Origin of the sequence: Rhodococcus sp. NPDC057297 (genome assembly GCF_042667435.1) — a bacterium.
Taxonomy (GTDB): domain Bacteria; phylum Actinomycetota; class Actinomycetes; order Mycobacteriales; family Mycobacteriaceae; genus Rhodococcoides.
In genome coordinates this window covers 252,671-267,536 of record NZ_JBHUZE010000006.1, presented here as the reverse complement: position 1 = coordinate 267,536, position 14,866 = coordinate 252,671, and the positions used below count along the sequence as shown (strand labels likewise).

12 protein-coding genes are annotated in these 14,866 nt (G+C 64.6%); 5 read left to right on the top strand and 7 right to left on the bottom strand.

From position 1 onward, the window contains the following. Nucleotides 1-54: 54 nt before the first annotated feature. Complete coding sequence (locus ACFULT_RS19155) at nucleotides 55-1,152, bottom strand: acyl-CoA dehydrogenase family protein (protein WP_094720937.1); 1,098 nt, start codon at nucleotides 1,150-1,152, stop codon at nucleotides 55-57. Between the two features lie 10 nt (nucleotides 1,153-1,162). Continuing rightward, nucleotides 1,163-2,338, bottom strand: coding sequence for an acyl-CoA dehydrogenase family protein (locus ACFULT_RS19150; RefSeq protein WP_037106289.1), 1,176 nt, complete (start codon nucleotides 2,336-2,338; stop codon nucleotides 1,163-1,165). A gap of 76 nt (nucleotides 2,339-2,414) precedes the next feature. On the opposite strand from ACFULT_RS19150, the gene ACFULT_RS19145 reads away from it, so the two are divergent. The 4 genes from ACFULT_RS19145 to ACFULT_RS19130 are packed head-to-tail and all read left to right on the top strand — an operon-like array spanning nucleotide 2,415 to nucleotide 5,702. After that, entirely contained in the window at nucleotides 2,415-2,981 is a 567-nt protein-coding gene (locus tag ACFULT_RS19145) for a histidine phosphatase family protein (protein WP_037106286.1), read from the top strand. A 1-nt stretch (nucleotide 2,982) separates the two neighbouring features. Continuing rightward, nucleotides 2,983-3,465: a RidA family protein gene (locus tag ACFULT_RS19140; protein ID WP_037106283.1), complete on the top strand. Its 483-nt coding sequence runs from the start codon at nucleotides 2,983-2,985 to the stop codon at nucleotides 3,463-3,465. 9 nt (nucleotides 3,466-3,474) lie between these two features. Further along, entirely contained in the window at nucleotides 3,475-4,959 is a 1,485-nt protein-coding gene (locus ACFULT_RS19135) for an ABC transporter permease subunit (RefSeq protein ID WP_080732870.1), read from the top strand. After that, nucleotides 4,956-5,702 (top strand): amino acid ABC transporter ATP-binding protein, encoded by a 747-nt coding sequence (locus ACFULT_RS19130; protein ID WP_037106281.1) that lies wholly within the window; start codon nucleotides 4,956-4,958, stop codon nucleotides 5,700-5,702. Before ACFULT_RS19135 ends, ACFULT_RS19130 begins: the two co-directional genes overlap by 4 nt. Here the strand turns inward: ACFULT_RS19130 and ACFULT_RS19125 are convergent, their stop codons facing one another. The 5 genes from ACFULT_RS19125 to ACFULT_RS19105 form a co-directional block, all read right to left on the bottom strand. Next, on the bottom strand, nucleotides 5,703-7,754 hold the full coding sequence (locus tag ACFULT_RS19125) for a xanthine dehydrogenase family protein molybdopterin-binding subunit (RefSeq protein ID WP_094720932.1): 2,052 nt from the start codon (nucleotides 7,752-7,754) through the stop codon (nucleotides 5,703-5,705). Beyond that, on the bottom strand, nucleotides 7,751-8,746 hold the full coding sequence (locus ACFULT_RS19120; RefSeq protein ID WP_037106276.1) for a xanthine dehydrogenase family protein subunit M: 996 nt from the start codon (nucleotides 8,744-8,746) through the stop codon (nucleotides 7,751-7,753). The genes ACFULT_RS19125 and ACFULT_RS19120 overlap by 4 nt, the downstream gene beginning before the upstream one ends. Further along, complete coding sequence (locus tag ACFULT_RS19115; protein WP_037106272.1) at nucleotides 8,743-9,237, bottom strand: 2Fe-2S iron-sulfur cluster-binding protein; 495 nt, start codon at nucleotides 9,235-9,237, stop codon at nucleotides 8,743-8,745. Before ACFULT_RS19115 ends, ACFULT_RS19120 begins: the two co-directional genes overlap by 4 nt. Before the next feature lie 89 nt (nucleotides 9,238-9,326). Next, complete coding sequence (locus ACFULT_RS19110; RefSeq protein ID WP_037106424.1) at nucleotides 9,327-10,805, bottom strand: carboxylesterase/lipase family protein; 1,479 nt, start codon at nucleotides 10,803-10,805, stop codon at nucleotides 9,327-9,329. 133 nt (nucleotides 10,806-10,938) lie between these two features. After that, the gene (locus ACFULT_RS19105) at nucleotides 10,939-12,630 is read right to left on the bottom strand and encodes a DEAD/DEAH box helicase (RefSeq protein ID WP_170945279.1); all 1,692 of its coding nucleotides are present in this window, start codon (nucleotides 12,628-12,630) and stop codon (nucleotides 10,939-10,941) included. A gap of 442 nt (nucleotides 12,631-13,072) precedes the next feature. On the opposite strand from ACFULT_RS19105, the gene ACFULT_RS19100 reads away from it, so the two are divergent. Beyond that, nucleotides 13,073-14,860: a long-chain fatty acid--CoA ligase gene (locus ACFULT_RS19100; RefSeq protein ID WP_176460040.1), complete on the top strand. Its 1,788-nt coding sequence runs from the start codon at nucleotides 13,073-13,075 to the stop codon at nucleotides 14,858-14,860. Nucleotides 14,861-14,866 lie beyond the last annotated feature (6 nt).

Sequence of the window (14,866 nt, the reverse complement as noted above, 5' to 3'; positions counted from 1 at the left end):
TTCCGCTGTGCGCGGAAATGTAGGCCAGGGCCTGCATTTCCGCGCACGTAGGGATCAGCGAGACAGAATGCGCAGGTGCTCGTCCGCACCGCCGAAAGTGTGCTCGATCGCCGTCAACCGCGACACGTAATGACCCACCGGGTACTCGGCGGTGACGCCGATACCACCGTGCAATTGGATCGCTTCCTGCCCGATCTTGCGCGACGACCGCGAGATCTGCAGCTTCGTGCGCGACGCCACCGTCTGATCGACCACGTCGTCGGCGAGGTTCATCGTCGCGTACAACGACATGCTGCGCGCCAGTTCGAGCAGCACATACATGTCCGCGGCGCGGAACGTGAGCGCCTGGAACTTGGCGAGCGGAACGCCGAACTGCTTGCGCTGCTTCAGATAATCGGTTGTCAGACGAAGCGCTTCCTCCATCGCGCCGACAGCCTCCGCTGCCAGTGCAGCCTGCGCCTTGACCTCGGCCGCGACGATCGCAGCACTCGCATCCGATCCGTCACCCAACGGTTCGGCCGCGACGTCGGTGAAGGACAGCTGCGCCGCCCTGCCACCGTCGTGAGTCACGTAACTCTTCCGCTCGAGTCCCGTTGCGTCGCCGTCGACCAGAAACAGTCCGGTTCCCCCACCCGGCAGCGCCGCGCTGACCACCACGACGTTTGCCGAACCGCCGTGCGGAACCGGATTCTTGACACCACTCAAGGACCAGGATCCACCGTCCTCCGTCGCTGCAACCTTCACCTCGACGTGTGGCCACCGACTTCCGGTTTCGTTGTGCGCGAACGCAAGCAACGTCGAACCTTCGGCAACTCCGGGTAACACACGCGTACGCTGATCGGCCGAACCGACCGCGGAGATCAGCCCACCGGGAAGGAGGACGGCGTCGAGAATCGGCTCCGGGGCGAGGCGTCGACCCACCTCGGTCATGACGGCCATGATCTCCACCGGACCCGCGTCCATACCGCCGTCGTCCTCGCTGAAGCTCAGCCCGAGCAACCCGACCTCGGCCAACTGCTTCCACACATTCGTCGACCAGCCCGGATCGGCCGCCACGATCTTGTTGCGCTTCTCGGTGTCGTACGCGCGGGTGAGGACCTCACGCGTGGTGTCGCGGAGAAGTTTCTGCTCTTCGTTCAGTTCGAAATCCATTGCCCTACCCTCACAGTCCGAGAATCGTCGACGCGATGATCTGCCGCTGAACTTCGTTGGAGCCACCGTAGATCGAGACCTTGCGGTAGTTCAGATACGTCGGAACCGCACGTTGTGCCCATCCGGGGCTCTCGATGTCATCGCCTGCCTCGTAGGGCAGGGAATCCGGCCCGGCAACGTCCATCAGCACCTCCGTCGCGGACTGCTGCAACTCCGAACCGCGGAGCTTCAGAATCGACGAGGCCGGATTCGGCTTGCCATCAGCGGAACTCGACACCAACCGCAGCTGAGTCAGCTCCAATGCCAGAACCTCGTTTTCGAGCTCGGCGAACCGCGCCGCGAACAGCGGATCCTCGAGCAGCGTGCCGTCACCGACCTTCGTGTCCGCCGCGTACTCCTTCGCGCGCTCGAGCCGAACCTTGGTGTGCCCGACGCGCGCAACACCGGTCCGCTCGTTGCCGAGCAGGAACTTCGCGTAACTCCAGCCCTGGTTCTCCTCGCCCACAAGGTTTTCCGCAGGAACGCGCACGTTCTCGAAGAACACTTCGTTCACCTCGACGCTGCCGTCGATCAGCTTGATCGGACGCACCGTGATGCCCGGCGTCTTCAGATCGATCAGCAGGAAGGAAATACCTGCCTGCTTCTTAGGGGCATCTGGATTGGTCCGCACCAGAGCGAAGATCCAATCGGCGTACTGCCCCAGCGTCGTCCACGTCTTCTGACCGTTGACGATGTAGTCGTCACCGTCACGCAGCGCCGTCGTCCGCAACGACGCGAGATCCGAACCTGCCTCCGGCTCGGAGAATCCCTGACACCACCAGATGTCGAGATTTGCAGTCTTCGGAAGGAACTTCTCCTTCTGCTCCTGCGAACCGAACGTCGCGATGACCGGCCCGACCATCGACGCATTGAAAGCGAGCGGCTCCGGGACCGATGCCAACTGCATCTCGTCGAGCCAGATGTGACGCTGTACTGCCGTCCAATCCCTGCCACCGAACTCGCTGGGCCAATGTGGAACCGCGAGCCCGTTGGCGTTCAGAATTTGCATCGTCGTCACCATGTCCTCACGGCTCAGTTCGATGCCCACCCTGTTCTTCTCGCGGATCTCCGCGGGAATCTCGGTGGTGAAGAACGTCCGCATCTCGTCGCGAAATGCGGCTTCCTCCTCTGTCAGGGCAAGATTCATAGGGGTGCCTCCGATATCGACCACGTCTGTCCTCTTCGACGGTACTCTGCGGTAACTGCGATAATCTCCCTTCACTATGACTTTTCTGGCGTTGGTCCGACACGGAGAAACCGACTGGAATCTTCACGGCCGTCTCCAGGGCAGTTCCGACATCCCGCTCAACGACACCGGGCGCGCACAGGCCCGCGAAGCCGTGTACGAACTGTCCGATCGTTCCTGGGACCTGCTGGTCTCCTCGCCTCTCTCACGTGCAGCAGAAACAGCCGACATCATCGGCTCACACCTGGGCATGTCCCGCACGGCGACCTACCCCGATCTCGCCGAGCGCCACTTCGGCGCCGCAGAAGGGTTCACCGACTACGACGCGTACTCCCACTGGCCGCACGGTATGTACCCCGGCCTCGAGCCACGACGCGACATGATCGTCCGAGGAGTGCGCGCCGTCGACGAGATCGCCGCCACACATCCCGAGTCGTCGGTCATCGCCGTCGCGCACGGCGGAGTCATCCGCGGCATTCTCGACGCCATCCGCGGCGTCACGTCCCCACGGATCCTCAACGCGGGCGTCTCGACGCTCGTGCACGACGGATCCGGATGGACCGTCGAGACGATCAACGGTGTCCCGACGACGAGGCTGTGGTGACATGCACATCGAGAAACGCATCGAAGAGCTCGGATTCGTCCTCCCCGCCGAGGCGCAGGCACCTCCCGGATTCGAATTCAGCTTCGACTGGGCCAGAGTCCGCGGCAACCGCGTGTACGTATCCGGTCACTCACCGCAGCGTCCCGACGGCTCCCTCGCCGGCCCGTTCGGCGCGGTCCCGTCGGACATCTCCCTCGACGCGGCCACGGACGCCGCGCGAGACGCGGCTCTCGCGGTGTTGGCCAGCGTCCGTCGCGCTATCGGTGACCTCGACCGCGTCTCGGCCTGGCTGACCGTCTCCGGGATGGTGAACGCGGACCACGGCTTCACACAGACCACCACCGTGATCAACGGTTTCTCCGACGTCGTCCTGCAGGTGTTCGGCCCGGAGATCGGGGCACACGCCCGCAGCGCGATCGGCGTGGCCGCGCTACCGATGAACAATGCCGTGGTTGTCTCGGCGGAATTGGAAATCGACGGGTAGGTTTTTCCAGTGCACCGAAAAGCGCTCGCTCTACTGGCCGCGATAGTCGCTCTGCTCGCCGTGGCCGGCTGCGGATCGTCCGGTTCGGTTCTGGACAAGATCCGCGACGACGGCGTGATCGTTGTCGGCACCGAAGGGACCTACAGTCCGTTCAGCTTCCAAGGTTCCGACGGCCAACTGACCGGGTACGACATCGACGTCGTCAATGCCGTCGCCGGCGAACTCGGGGTCAGCGTCGAATTCGTGCAGACACCGTTCGATTCCATCTTCGCCGGCCTCGAATCGCAGCGCTTCGACCTGATCGCCAACCAGGTCACCATCAATCCCGAACGGCAGAGCGCGTACGACCTCTCCAAGCCGTACACCGTCTCCGAAGGCGAGATCCTCACCGCGGCGAACAACGCCTCCATCACCTCCGTCGCGGACCTCGCGGGCAAGACCACGGCCCAGTCGTCGACGAGCAACTGGGCCGAGGTGGCCGCCGACGCCGGTGCCGACGTGGAAGCCGTCGAAGGGTTCGTCCAAGCGGTCACCCTGGTGAAGGACGGCCGGGTCGACGCCACCGTCAACGACAGTCTCGCCGTCGCCGAATATCTGAAAGAAACCGGCGACACCGGTGTGAAGGTCGCCGCGCAGACCGGAGACACCAGCTACCAGGCGTTCGCCGCCCGCAAGGACAGCGGGTTGATGGACGACATCGACGCAGCGATCGACACCCTTCAAGCCGACGGCACACTCGACCGGATCTCCGAGAAGTACTTCGGCTCAGCCGTCGCAGCACCCACCGCGGACACGCAGGCACCGACCTCCGACGGCGCTGCGAGCGAACAGCAGTCGAAGTTCGATCTGATCCTCGACAACCTCTGGCCGATGCTGAAGGCCACCGTCACCATGACGATTCCGCTCACCGCCATCAGTTTCGTCGCCGGCCTCGTCATCGCCCTCGGCGTGGCGCTGGCGCGGATCTCGTCGAACAGGGCACTCTCGTCGGCCGCCCGGTTCTACGTCTCCATCATTCGCGGCACTCCCCTGCTGCTGCAACTGTTCATCGTGTTCTACGCGCTACCTCAGTTCGGCGTCGTGATCGATCCGTTCCCCGCCGCAGTGATCGCCTTCTCACTCAACGTCGGCGGATACGCCGCGGAAGTCATCCGAGCCGCCATCCTCAGCGTTCCCAAGGGCCAGTGGGAAGCGTCGCAGACCATCGGCATGGGCTACCGGACCACGCTGCAGCGCATCATCCTTCCCCAAGCTCTGCGCACCGCGGTCCCCCCGCTGTCGAACACACTGATCTCGCTGGTGAAGGACACCTCCCTGGCGTCGACGATCCTCGTGACCGAACTTCTGCGCGTCGCCCAGCTCGCCGCCGCACCCACCTTCGACTTCTTCGCCCTCTACAGCGTCGCCGCGCTCTACTACTGGGTGATCTGCATGATTCTCTCGTTCTTCCAAGGCAAACTCGAAGTCCGACTCGACAGGTACGTGGCCAAATGACAGATCTACTCGAAGTCGATTCTCTGCGAAAGTCGTTCGGTCCGGTCGACGTACTCAGCGACGTGTCCTTCTCGGTGCCGTCGGGAACGGTCACCGTCATCATCGGCCCGTCGGGCTCCGGCAAGACCACCGTATTGCGTGCACTGAACGCCCTCGATCCAGCCGACGCAGGCGTCGTCCGCATCGGTGAGGTGTCCGTGGATTTCGGTGCGCACCCCTCCGCGGCGGCACTGCGGGCATATCGCGCCCAGAGCGGAATGGTGTTCCAGCAACACAACCTCTTCCCGCACAAGACCGTGCTGCAGAACATCACCGAAGGTCCGGTGATCGTGCAGAAACGCCCCCGCGCGGACGCCGAAGCCGACGCACACCGCCTGCTCGAACAAGTCGGCCTCGACGCCAAATCCGACCAGTACCCGTTCCAGCTCTCCGGCGGCCAGCAGCAACGCGTCGGCATCGCGCGGGCGCTGGCACTGAAACCGAAGCTGATGCTGTTCGACGAACCGACGTCGGCGCTGGACCCCGAACTCGTCGGCGAAGTCCTCACCGTCATCAAACAACTCGCGTCCGAGGGCTGGACGATGGTCATCGTGACCCACGAGATCCGGTTCGCCGAGCAGGTCGCCGACGAAGTGCTGTTCATCGAAGGCGGCGTCGTCGTCGAACGCGGAGCCCCGGCGGACGTACTGAAGAATCCCGCCGAGGCGCGAACAAGGCAGTTCCTCAGCCGCCTCCTCCTGTGACTAGAGGTGCGGAAGGACCTTGTCCAGAGTGATGGGAAGGTCGCGGACCCGCACACCCGTGGCGTGGAACACGGCGTTACCGATCGCTGCGGGTGACCCGACCGTACCGATCTCGCCGATCCCCTTGCCTCCCATGGGACTGAGCTCGTCGTCGTGCTCCTCGACCCAGGTCGCCTCGATGTCGACGGGAATGTCCGCGCACACCGGAACGTGATACTCGGCGAAGTCGTGGTTGGAGAATCCGCCGAACTCCCGATCGGTGTTTCCGGCTTCCATCAACGCCATGCCGATCCCGAAGGTCATGCCACCGAGAAGCTGTGACCGCGCGAGTCGCGGATTCATCACACGCCCGATCCCGAAGACGCCGAGCATTCGCCGGACCCGCACCTCACCGGTGTCGACGTCCACCTCGACCTCGGCGAACTGCGCACCGAACGCCATGCGCGCGAAGTCCTTCTGCGCTTCCAGGTCATCGGAGGTGTCGACGGTAACCTCGGCCGGGCCGGTCTTCGAGGCGAGTTCCGTGCACGCCTTCGTCACCGCCCACCCCCAGGACGACGTGCCCGACGACCCGCCCGCACCAGGGGCTTTCGGTAGCGCACTGTCACCCAGCTTCAGTTCCACGAGATCCGCCGATACACCGAGGGCGTCGGCGGCAATCTGTCGCAACACGGTTCGAGCGCCGGTACCGATGTCCGAAGCCGCGACGGACACCGTGACGGAGCCGTCCTCGGCCCGCGTCGCCGACGCCGTCGACGGGCTGATCAGCACCGGGTAACTCGCCGTGGCGACACCGCTACCGATGAGCTTGCGGCCTTCCCTGCGATGCCCCGGCCGCGGATCGCGCTCGGCCCACCCGAACCTCTCGGCTCCCTCACGGAGACATTCGACGACGCTGCGCGAGGAGAACGGGTTGCCGCTCGCCGGGTCGACCTTCGGTTCGTTCAGAATTCTCAACTCGATCGGATCGATCCCGACCTCGTACGACAACTCGTCGATCGCCGTTTCCACTGCGAACATCCCAGGCGCTTCACCGGGTGCGCGCATCCAGCGCGGCGTCGGAACATCCAACACCGCGAGTCGGTGCGTGGTGCGACGGTTGGGTGAGGCGTAGATGTGCCGCGACGACTCCGCAGTCTGCTCGCAGAATTCGAAGATCTGCGACGTCTGTTGGAACGTGTCGTGCGCCAACGCCGCGAGAGTGCCGTCGGCGGATGCGCCGAGTTGCACATGGTTGATCGTCGGCGTGCGGTAGCCGACGAGATCGAACAGCGCCTGCCTCGGAAGAGCGAGCTTGACCGTTCGACCGGTGGCGCGCGCCGCCATGGCGGCCAGCACCGCATTCGGTCGGGTGCTGCCCTTGGCGCCGAACCCGCCACCGACATTCTCGGCGACGACCCGAACATTCGACGGATCCAGACCGAACACCGTCGCGAGATCACCCTGGACTCCGGAAGGAGCCTGCGTCGAATCCCACACCGTCAGGACACCATCCGACCACTGCGCTGTCGTCGCGTGCGGTTCCATCGGACTGTTGTGCATGGGAGCCGTCGTGTACCAGCGGTCGACGACGTGGGCCGCGGACGCCAACGCCGAGTCCGGATCGCCCACGGTCACGTCGGTCGGAAACCCCGCGTTGACCGTCTCCGGTGCGTAGATGGACTCGTGATCCGTCGTCAGCTCGTTGTCGGGACGCGACTCGTCCGCGTACGTCACCCGAACCTGTGCGGCGGCGTCGCGTGCGGCCTCCAACGAGTCGGCCACCACCGCGGCGACGATCTGCCCGCGGTAGGCGACTCGATCGGACTGCAGCACAGCCAGTTCGGTGTCCTCGATCTCGTCCAGCTTTTCGGCGTTTCCGTGCCACAACAGCGTGACGCCGTCCGGCGCGGTCACCTGGGTGACGCGACCCGTGGGAACCTCCGCCGGGACGTACCAGCAGTAGGCCGGAGCCGTCTCCGCCCGCTGCTCGACGGCGTACCGTGCCCGCCCGGTCACCTTGGCGACACTTTCCGTCCGCGGGATCGACTGCCCTACCGATGTAGTGGTCATTCCTGCACACTCCTGGCTGCCAGATCGGTCAGAGCCTCGGTCACGAGATTGCGTACCAACGGAATCTTGAAGCCGTTGTCACGCAGCGGCACCGCAGCCTTCAATTCCAAGTCGATCGCTTCACGGAACGCCTCGTGCTTCGCCGATCTGCCCAGTAGTTCACCTTCGGCGGTGATCGCACGCCACGGCTTGTGGGCGACTCCTCCGAGGGCGACGCGCGCCTCGGTGACCTGACCGTCCTCCACTCGAAGGACCGCGGCCACCGATGCGAGAGCGAATGCGTAGGACGCGCGGTCACGCACCTTGCGATACAACGACACCGTGCCGTCCGGCAACGCAGGAATGTCGATGGAGGTGACAATCTCGTCGTGGCCGATGGTCGTGTCCAGATCGGGATCGTGCCCGGGTAGCCGGTACAGCTCGCCGATCGGCACACGATGGGCCCCGTGCGGGCCGTGAATGTTCACCACCGCATCCAGCGCGGTCAAGGCCACTGCCATGTCCGACGGATGCGTCGCGACGCAGTGATCCGACGCCCCGAGGATGGCGAGATTGCGATGATCACCCGCGATTGCCGGGCAGCCGGAACCGGGGTCGCGTTTGTTGCACGGCTTGGAGGTGTCCATGAAGTAGACACACCTCGTGCGCTGGAACAGATTGCCTCCGACGGTGGCCATGTTGCGGAGCTGACCGGACGCGCCGGACAGCACTGCGCGCGACAACACGGGATAGCGCGAGCGAACCACAGGATGCACGGCAAGATCACTGTTGCTCACCGCAGCCCCGACTCGAAGTGAACCATCGTCCTGGATGTCGATCTCGCCGAGCGGAAGCCTCGTCACGTCGATGAGCGACGACGGCTGCGCCGCACCGAGTTTCATGAGATCGACCAGATTGGTTCCGCCACCGAGAAGCGCGGAGTCCGGGTCCGACGCGAGCCGATTCACCGCGTCCGCGACGTCGGTGGCGACGTCGTACGTGAACGTCTTCATTCGCTTGCCTCCATGACTGCGGGCACGATGTTGGCGTAGGCACCGCAGCGGCACAGATTGCCGGACATCCGTTCGCGGACTTCCTCGCGGGTCAGGCGCGGGTGATCGTCCTCGGTGACCGCGCTCGGCCAGCCTTGCTTCGCTTCCTCGATGACAGCGACGGCAGAACAGATCTGCCCGGACGTGCAATATCCGCACTGGAAGGCATCGTTGTCGACGAAGGCCTGCTGTACGGGATGAAGAGTGTCGCCGTCGGCGAGGCCCTCCACTGTCACCACGTCGCGGCCCTGGTAGCCGACCGCGAGGGCGAGGCAACTGTTGATACGGCGGCCGTCGACGAGCACGGTGCACGCACCGCACTGGCCGTGATCGCACCCCTTCTTCGCGCCGATGAGGTCGAGGTGTTCTCGGAGCGCGTCGAGCAGAGTCGTCCGCACGTCGCAGTCGAATTCGTGGTCGGTGCCGTTCACGCGCAGCGTCACTCTGGTCATGCGTTCGCGATTACCCGCGACCGTAGAACTCTCAAACATAGTGCCGCACAAGGAAGGCCAGGCTAACCTCCCCCCCTATGTGAGTAGATCTATGTGAACCCGAGAATCTCCTCACCCCACGCTCGACGAAGTTCGCGATCGGGATCGTCGACCTCCGTGTCGTGCTTGTCGATCAACAGGGTCGTCCGGGTCGCCTCGTCGTACGGAGCCCACGGATCGCGCCCGTACGCGAAATCGACCCAGCGGCGCCGGACACGCTCGCCTACCTCCTCCGCGGTGCGTCGGCCACCCAGCTTGAACGTCGGATCCTTGGGAACGACGCCGAAGTTGCCGAACACGTAGGGCACCTCGGTGCCGTGCATCGCGCCCAGCCTGGTGATCTTCAGGAACGGAGTCGCCTGATCGAAGCGGTACAGGAACGTGCGCGCTCGACGACTGTGCGCCTCCGCGATCCAGAGCGTCGGCATCCGGAACGCGGCATCGCGCGAGATCTCCAGCGCCGACTTCTTCTTGGGATGACCCGGGTAGGCCGACGCAACCTCCACTTCCTCGTCCGCCCTCATCTCAGGATGATCCGCGGCGATGGCCAGGAACATCTCGTGCACCTTGTCCGGGGTGATCGGCATCAGCGGCGACTTCATCAGCTTGAACATCGACGACTCGTCGTGATTGGTCCCGATCAGCAATGGGACCGCATGCTGGTACCCCTTCTGAAAGGCCGCGACCGGGTAGTGCGGAACCAATTCCCTGTCGACGACAGGAGCAAGCGCCAACGTTCCCGGCACTTTCGCCGGGATCTCCTGCACCAACTCACCCGTCGCTCGCACGATGTCCCCGACATCGAGCCCCCGTAGTCCCGACGCCTCCACCCCCACGAGTTCCAGGAAACGCTCCGCGATGGACGACGCCCTCTGCGCCCCGTACACCGATGTCGCCGGGGAACTCTCCGCGATCACCCGGTGGAACAGTCCGGCAGCCGCAGGCGAGACCATCAAAGTGGTGACCGACCCACCGCCCGCCGACTCCCCGAACAACGTCACCTGCGACGGATCACCGCCGAAGCCTTCAATGTTGTCCCGCACCCATTCCAGAGCCGCGATCTGATCACGCAGACCGACGTTGGAATCGAAATCCCCGAACGCCGAGAAATCCAGAAACCCCAGCGCACCGAGACGGTAACCCACCGTCACCAGCACCACCTGCCCCTCGGTGACCAGCTTTCTGCCGTCGTACACCCGTTGCGCGGAGTTGCCCAGGTAGTACGCGCCGCCGTGAATCCACACCATCACCGGCAAGCCTCGGGCGCCGGCCGGGCTCCACACGTTCAGCGTCAGGCAGTCCTCGCCGACGGTCAGGCCCGGGTCGATCGGCAGGGGGCCGTGCTGGGTCTGCGGCGCGATGTGCCCGAACTCGGTCGCGTCACGCACGCCCGCCCACGCCGCAGGCCTGCGCGGTGCCCGCAGCCGCAGGTCCCCCACTGGAGGTGCCGCATACGGCACGCCCTTCCACACCGCCACACCGTCGTCGACGATTCCCTGCACCTGCCCATACAGCGTCTGCGCGATCACCGACTCATGATCCCCCGCCGACGGTGCGTAGTCCCGGCAAGTCCATCGAATTCTCTCGGTCGGGACCATCTGCCGGTGCACACGAGAAAACCCCCACCCGACGTTCGGGTGGGGGTTCTGTCATGTGCTCGTGTCAGTCCCGGGGACGACGGCCCTTGAACTTGCCGCCGCCGCGGGGACCACCGCGACCGCCGGGAGGGCCCGAGTCCGGCTGAAGCTGGATCAGCACACCGCTGATCCTGGTGCGCCGCAACGCTTCGACCGTCTCGTCGGCGAGGTCGGCCGGCAGTTCGACGAGCGAGTGATCGGGACGGATGCTGATGTGCCCGAAGTCCGAGCGCCGGAGCCCACCCTCGTTGGCGATGGCTCCGACGATGGCGCCGGGAGCAACATGATGACGCTTGCCGACGGCGATGCGGTACGTCGCCATAGCCTGGCCGGTCTTGCGGTGGTGCGAGCTCGCGGCATCGTCGTCGAACGTCCGCGCCGGCCGCGGTTCACGCTTCTCGCGAGGTGCGCGCGGCGGCGCCGGTGGCTCGGGCTTGAGCAGGAACTCCTCGCCGTCACGGGACTGAACGGCCAGAGCCGCTGCGATGTCGGCCAACGGGACGTCGTGCTCCCGCTCGTAATCCTCGATGAGCTTGCGGAACAAACTCAGGTTCGGCGAGTTCAGGCTCTCGGTGATGGAGTCGCCGAACTTGGTGACACGTTGGGCGTTGACGTCGTCGACGCTCGGCAACTGGATCTCGGTGATCGGCTGACGCGTCGCGCGTTCGATCGCCTTGAGCAGGTGACGCTCCCGCGGTGCGACGAACAGCAGTGCCTCGCCCGCACGTCCCGCTCGCCCGGTACGACCGATGCGGTGCACGTAGGACTCGGTGTCGTGCGGGATGTCGTAGTTGATGACGTGCGAGATTCGATCGACGTCCAGTCCGCGGGCCGCGACATCGGTAGCGACCAGAACGTCGATGGTGCCGTTCTTGAGCTGACCGATGGTGCGTTCACGCTGAGCCTGAACGATGTCGCCGTTGATGGCCGCCGCCGAGAAGCCCCTGGCCCGCAGTTTCTCCGCGAGTTCCTCGGTGGCCTGCTTGGTGCGGACGAACATGATCATCGCCTCGAACTCCTCGACCTCGAAGATCCGAGTGAGTGCCTCGAGCTTGCGCTGGTGCGCCACCTGGACGTACCGCTGCGTGATGTTCGGTGCCGTCGACGTCTTGGTCTTGACGGTGATCTCGACCGGGTCGTGCAGATACTGCTTGGAGATCTTGCGAATGGCGGGCGGCATCGTCGCGGAGAACAGCGCGACCTGCTTGTACTCGGGAGTGTCCGAGAGAATCCGCTCGACGTCCTCCTGGAAACCCATCTTGAGCATCTCGTCGGCCTCGTCGAGCACCAGGTACTCGAGATGCGACAGATCCAGGGTGCCCTTCTCCAGGTGGTCGATGACACGACCAGGAGTTCCGACGATGATCTGCGCGCCCTTGCGCAACCCGGACAGCTGGATCCCGTAGGCCTGGCCGCCGTAGATCGGAAGAATGTGCAGACCGGGAATGTTGGCCGCGTACTTGCCGAACGCCTCGGCCACCTGCAACGCCAGCTCACGCGTCGGGGCCAGGACGAGCGCCTGCGGAACACGGCGCTCGACATCGAGGCGCGACAGGATCGGCACGGCGAACGCAGCTGTCTTGCCGGTGCCGGTCTGCGCGAGTCCGACGACGTCGCTGCCGTTCATCAGCGGCGGAATCGTCGCCGCCTGAATCGGCGACGGGCTCTCGTAACCCACGGCATGCAGAGCCTTCAGCACACGTTCGTCGATGCCCAGATCAGCGAACGTAGTGGTGGGAGACTCGGAAGAAGGGGACTCGGCGGAGGGGGTCGCTTCTGAGGACGCCGATGCCGACGCGCTCGAAGTGGACTCGTCAGTCGTCACAGCGGCATCCTGATTCGGCAGTGTTGAACAAGTACTCGATTGTGCTCATATACAGCCGAGCTTAGTCCCTGTCACGGACTCGGACGGACGAGTGCCGCAAATCAGCGGTCGACCCCGAGGTTCCTGCCACCGGTATCACCAGTGCGGTGGTGACCGAGGCGACACTCGCTGTCGAAATCGACGGCCGCAACAGTTATTGTGCACTGCGAGTCACACCTAACTCCACACGACTGGTCGGAAAAATTCGCAAACCGGACACCCTCGGTAGTGCAACACGGCCCCGAATGTGATGAAATGCACACCTGTTACGTCATTTTCCCGGAGGGGTCCTACAGTGCGCGAATATTCTGTGCCGGCGTCATTCACCATTCCCGACGATGCTTCGATGGCCGATACCGTTTTCCGGTACGAGAAGGAGTCCCCGAACCTCGTACCGTTCCAGCGTCTCGTCGGCGGAACCTGGACCGATGTCACCGCAGCGCAGTTCGCCAAGGAGGTCAAAGCCGTCGCCAAGGGCCTGATCGCCTCCGGCGTCGAGTTGGGTGACCGCGTCGCGATCCTGTCGGCAACCCGCTACGAGTGGGTCGTCCTCGACTACGCCATCTGGACCGCAGGCGGCTGCACCGTCGCGATCTACGAAACCTCCTCCGCCGACCAGGCCCAGTGGATTCTCGAGGACTCGGCAACCAAATTGTTGATCCTCGAGACTCCCGCGCACGCCGAGGCGCTGAAAGAGGTCACCGAAGGCGCTGCCGAACTGCGCGAGGTGCTGCAGATCGACGCAGGCGCCATCGACGAGCTGAGCACCCGCGGTGCGGGCGTCAGCGACGAGGATCTGGACACCAGGCGCCACCAGGTGAAAGCGTCGGCTCCCGCAACGCTGATCTACACCTCCGGCACGACCGGGCGACCCAAGGGTGTTCAGCTCACCCACGCCAACTTCTACGCCGAGGTGCAGGCCACGCAACTGGCCCTGCACGATTCGATGAAGGAGGGCAACCGAACACTGATGTTCATCCCGATGGCGCACGTGTTCGCGCGTGCCGTGTCCTTCGGCGCCTTCGAGTCGAAGGCGACCGTCGGGCACACCTCGGACATCTCGACACTTCTGGATCAGTTCGCCGAGTTCAAGCCGGACTTCATCCTGTCCGTCCCTCGCGTGTTCGAGAAGGTCTACAACTCGGCCAAGCAGAAGGCACACGACGGCGGCAAGGGCGGCATCTTCGACAAGGCCGCGGCCACCGCCATCGAGTGGAGCGAAGCCAAGGACAAGGGCGGCGCAGGACTGCTCCTGAACATCAAGCACACCGTGTTCGACAAGCTCGTCTACTCCAAGCTGCGCGCAGCACTCGGAGGCAACTGCGACCGCGCGATCTCCGGCGGCGCTCCCCTCGGCGCACGCCTCGGTCACTTCTTCCGCGGCGTTGGCATCCCCGTCTACGAGGGCTACGGCCTCACCGAGACCAGCGCGGCCATCACCGTCAACACCACCGCCGAGCAGCGCATCGGTAGTGTCGGCAAGCCGCTGAACGGCCACGCCGCCAAGATCGCCGAGGACGGCGAACTGCTGCTCAAGGGCCCGGTGGTCTTCGGTGGCTACTGGCACAACGAGAAGGCGACAGCGGAATCGATCGTCGACGGGTGGTTCCACACCGGCGACCTCGGCGCCATCGACCAGGACGGATACGTCTCCATCACCGGCCGCAAGAAGGAAATCATCGTCACGGCCGGCGGCAAGAACGTCGCACCTGCCGTGCTCGAAGATGCTCTGCGCGCGCACGCGCTGATCAGCCAGACCCTCGTCGTCGGAGACGCCAAGCCGTTCATCGGCGCGCTTCTCACCCTCGACCCCGAAGCCCTGCCCGGGTGGAAGGAACGGCACAACCTCACCGACATCTCGTTCGAGGACCTGAAGAAGCACCCCGACTTGGTCGCCGAGATCGACAAGGCCGTCGCCGACGCCAACAAGAAGGTGTCCAACGCCGAGCAGATCAAGAAGTACAAGATTCTCGAGCACGACTTCACCGTCGAATCGGGAGAACTCACCCCGACGATGAAGCTCAAGCGCAACATCATCCACCAGGAGCGCGGCTCGGAGATCGAGTCGATCTACGCCAAGTAGACAGTT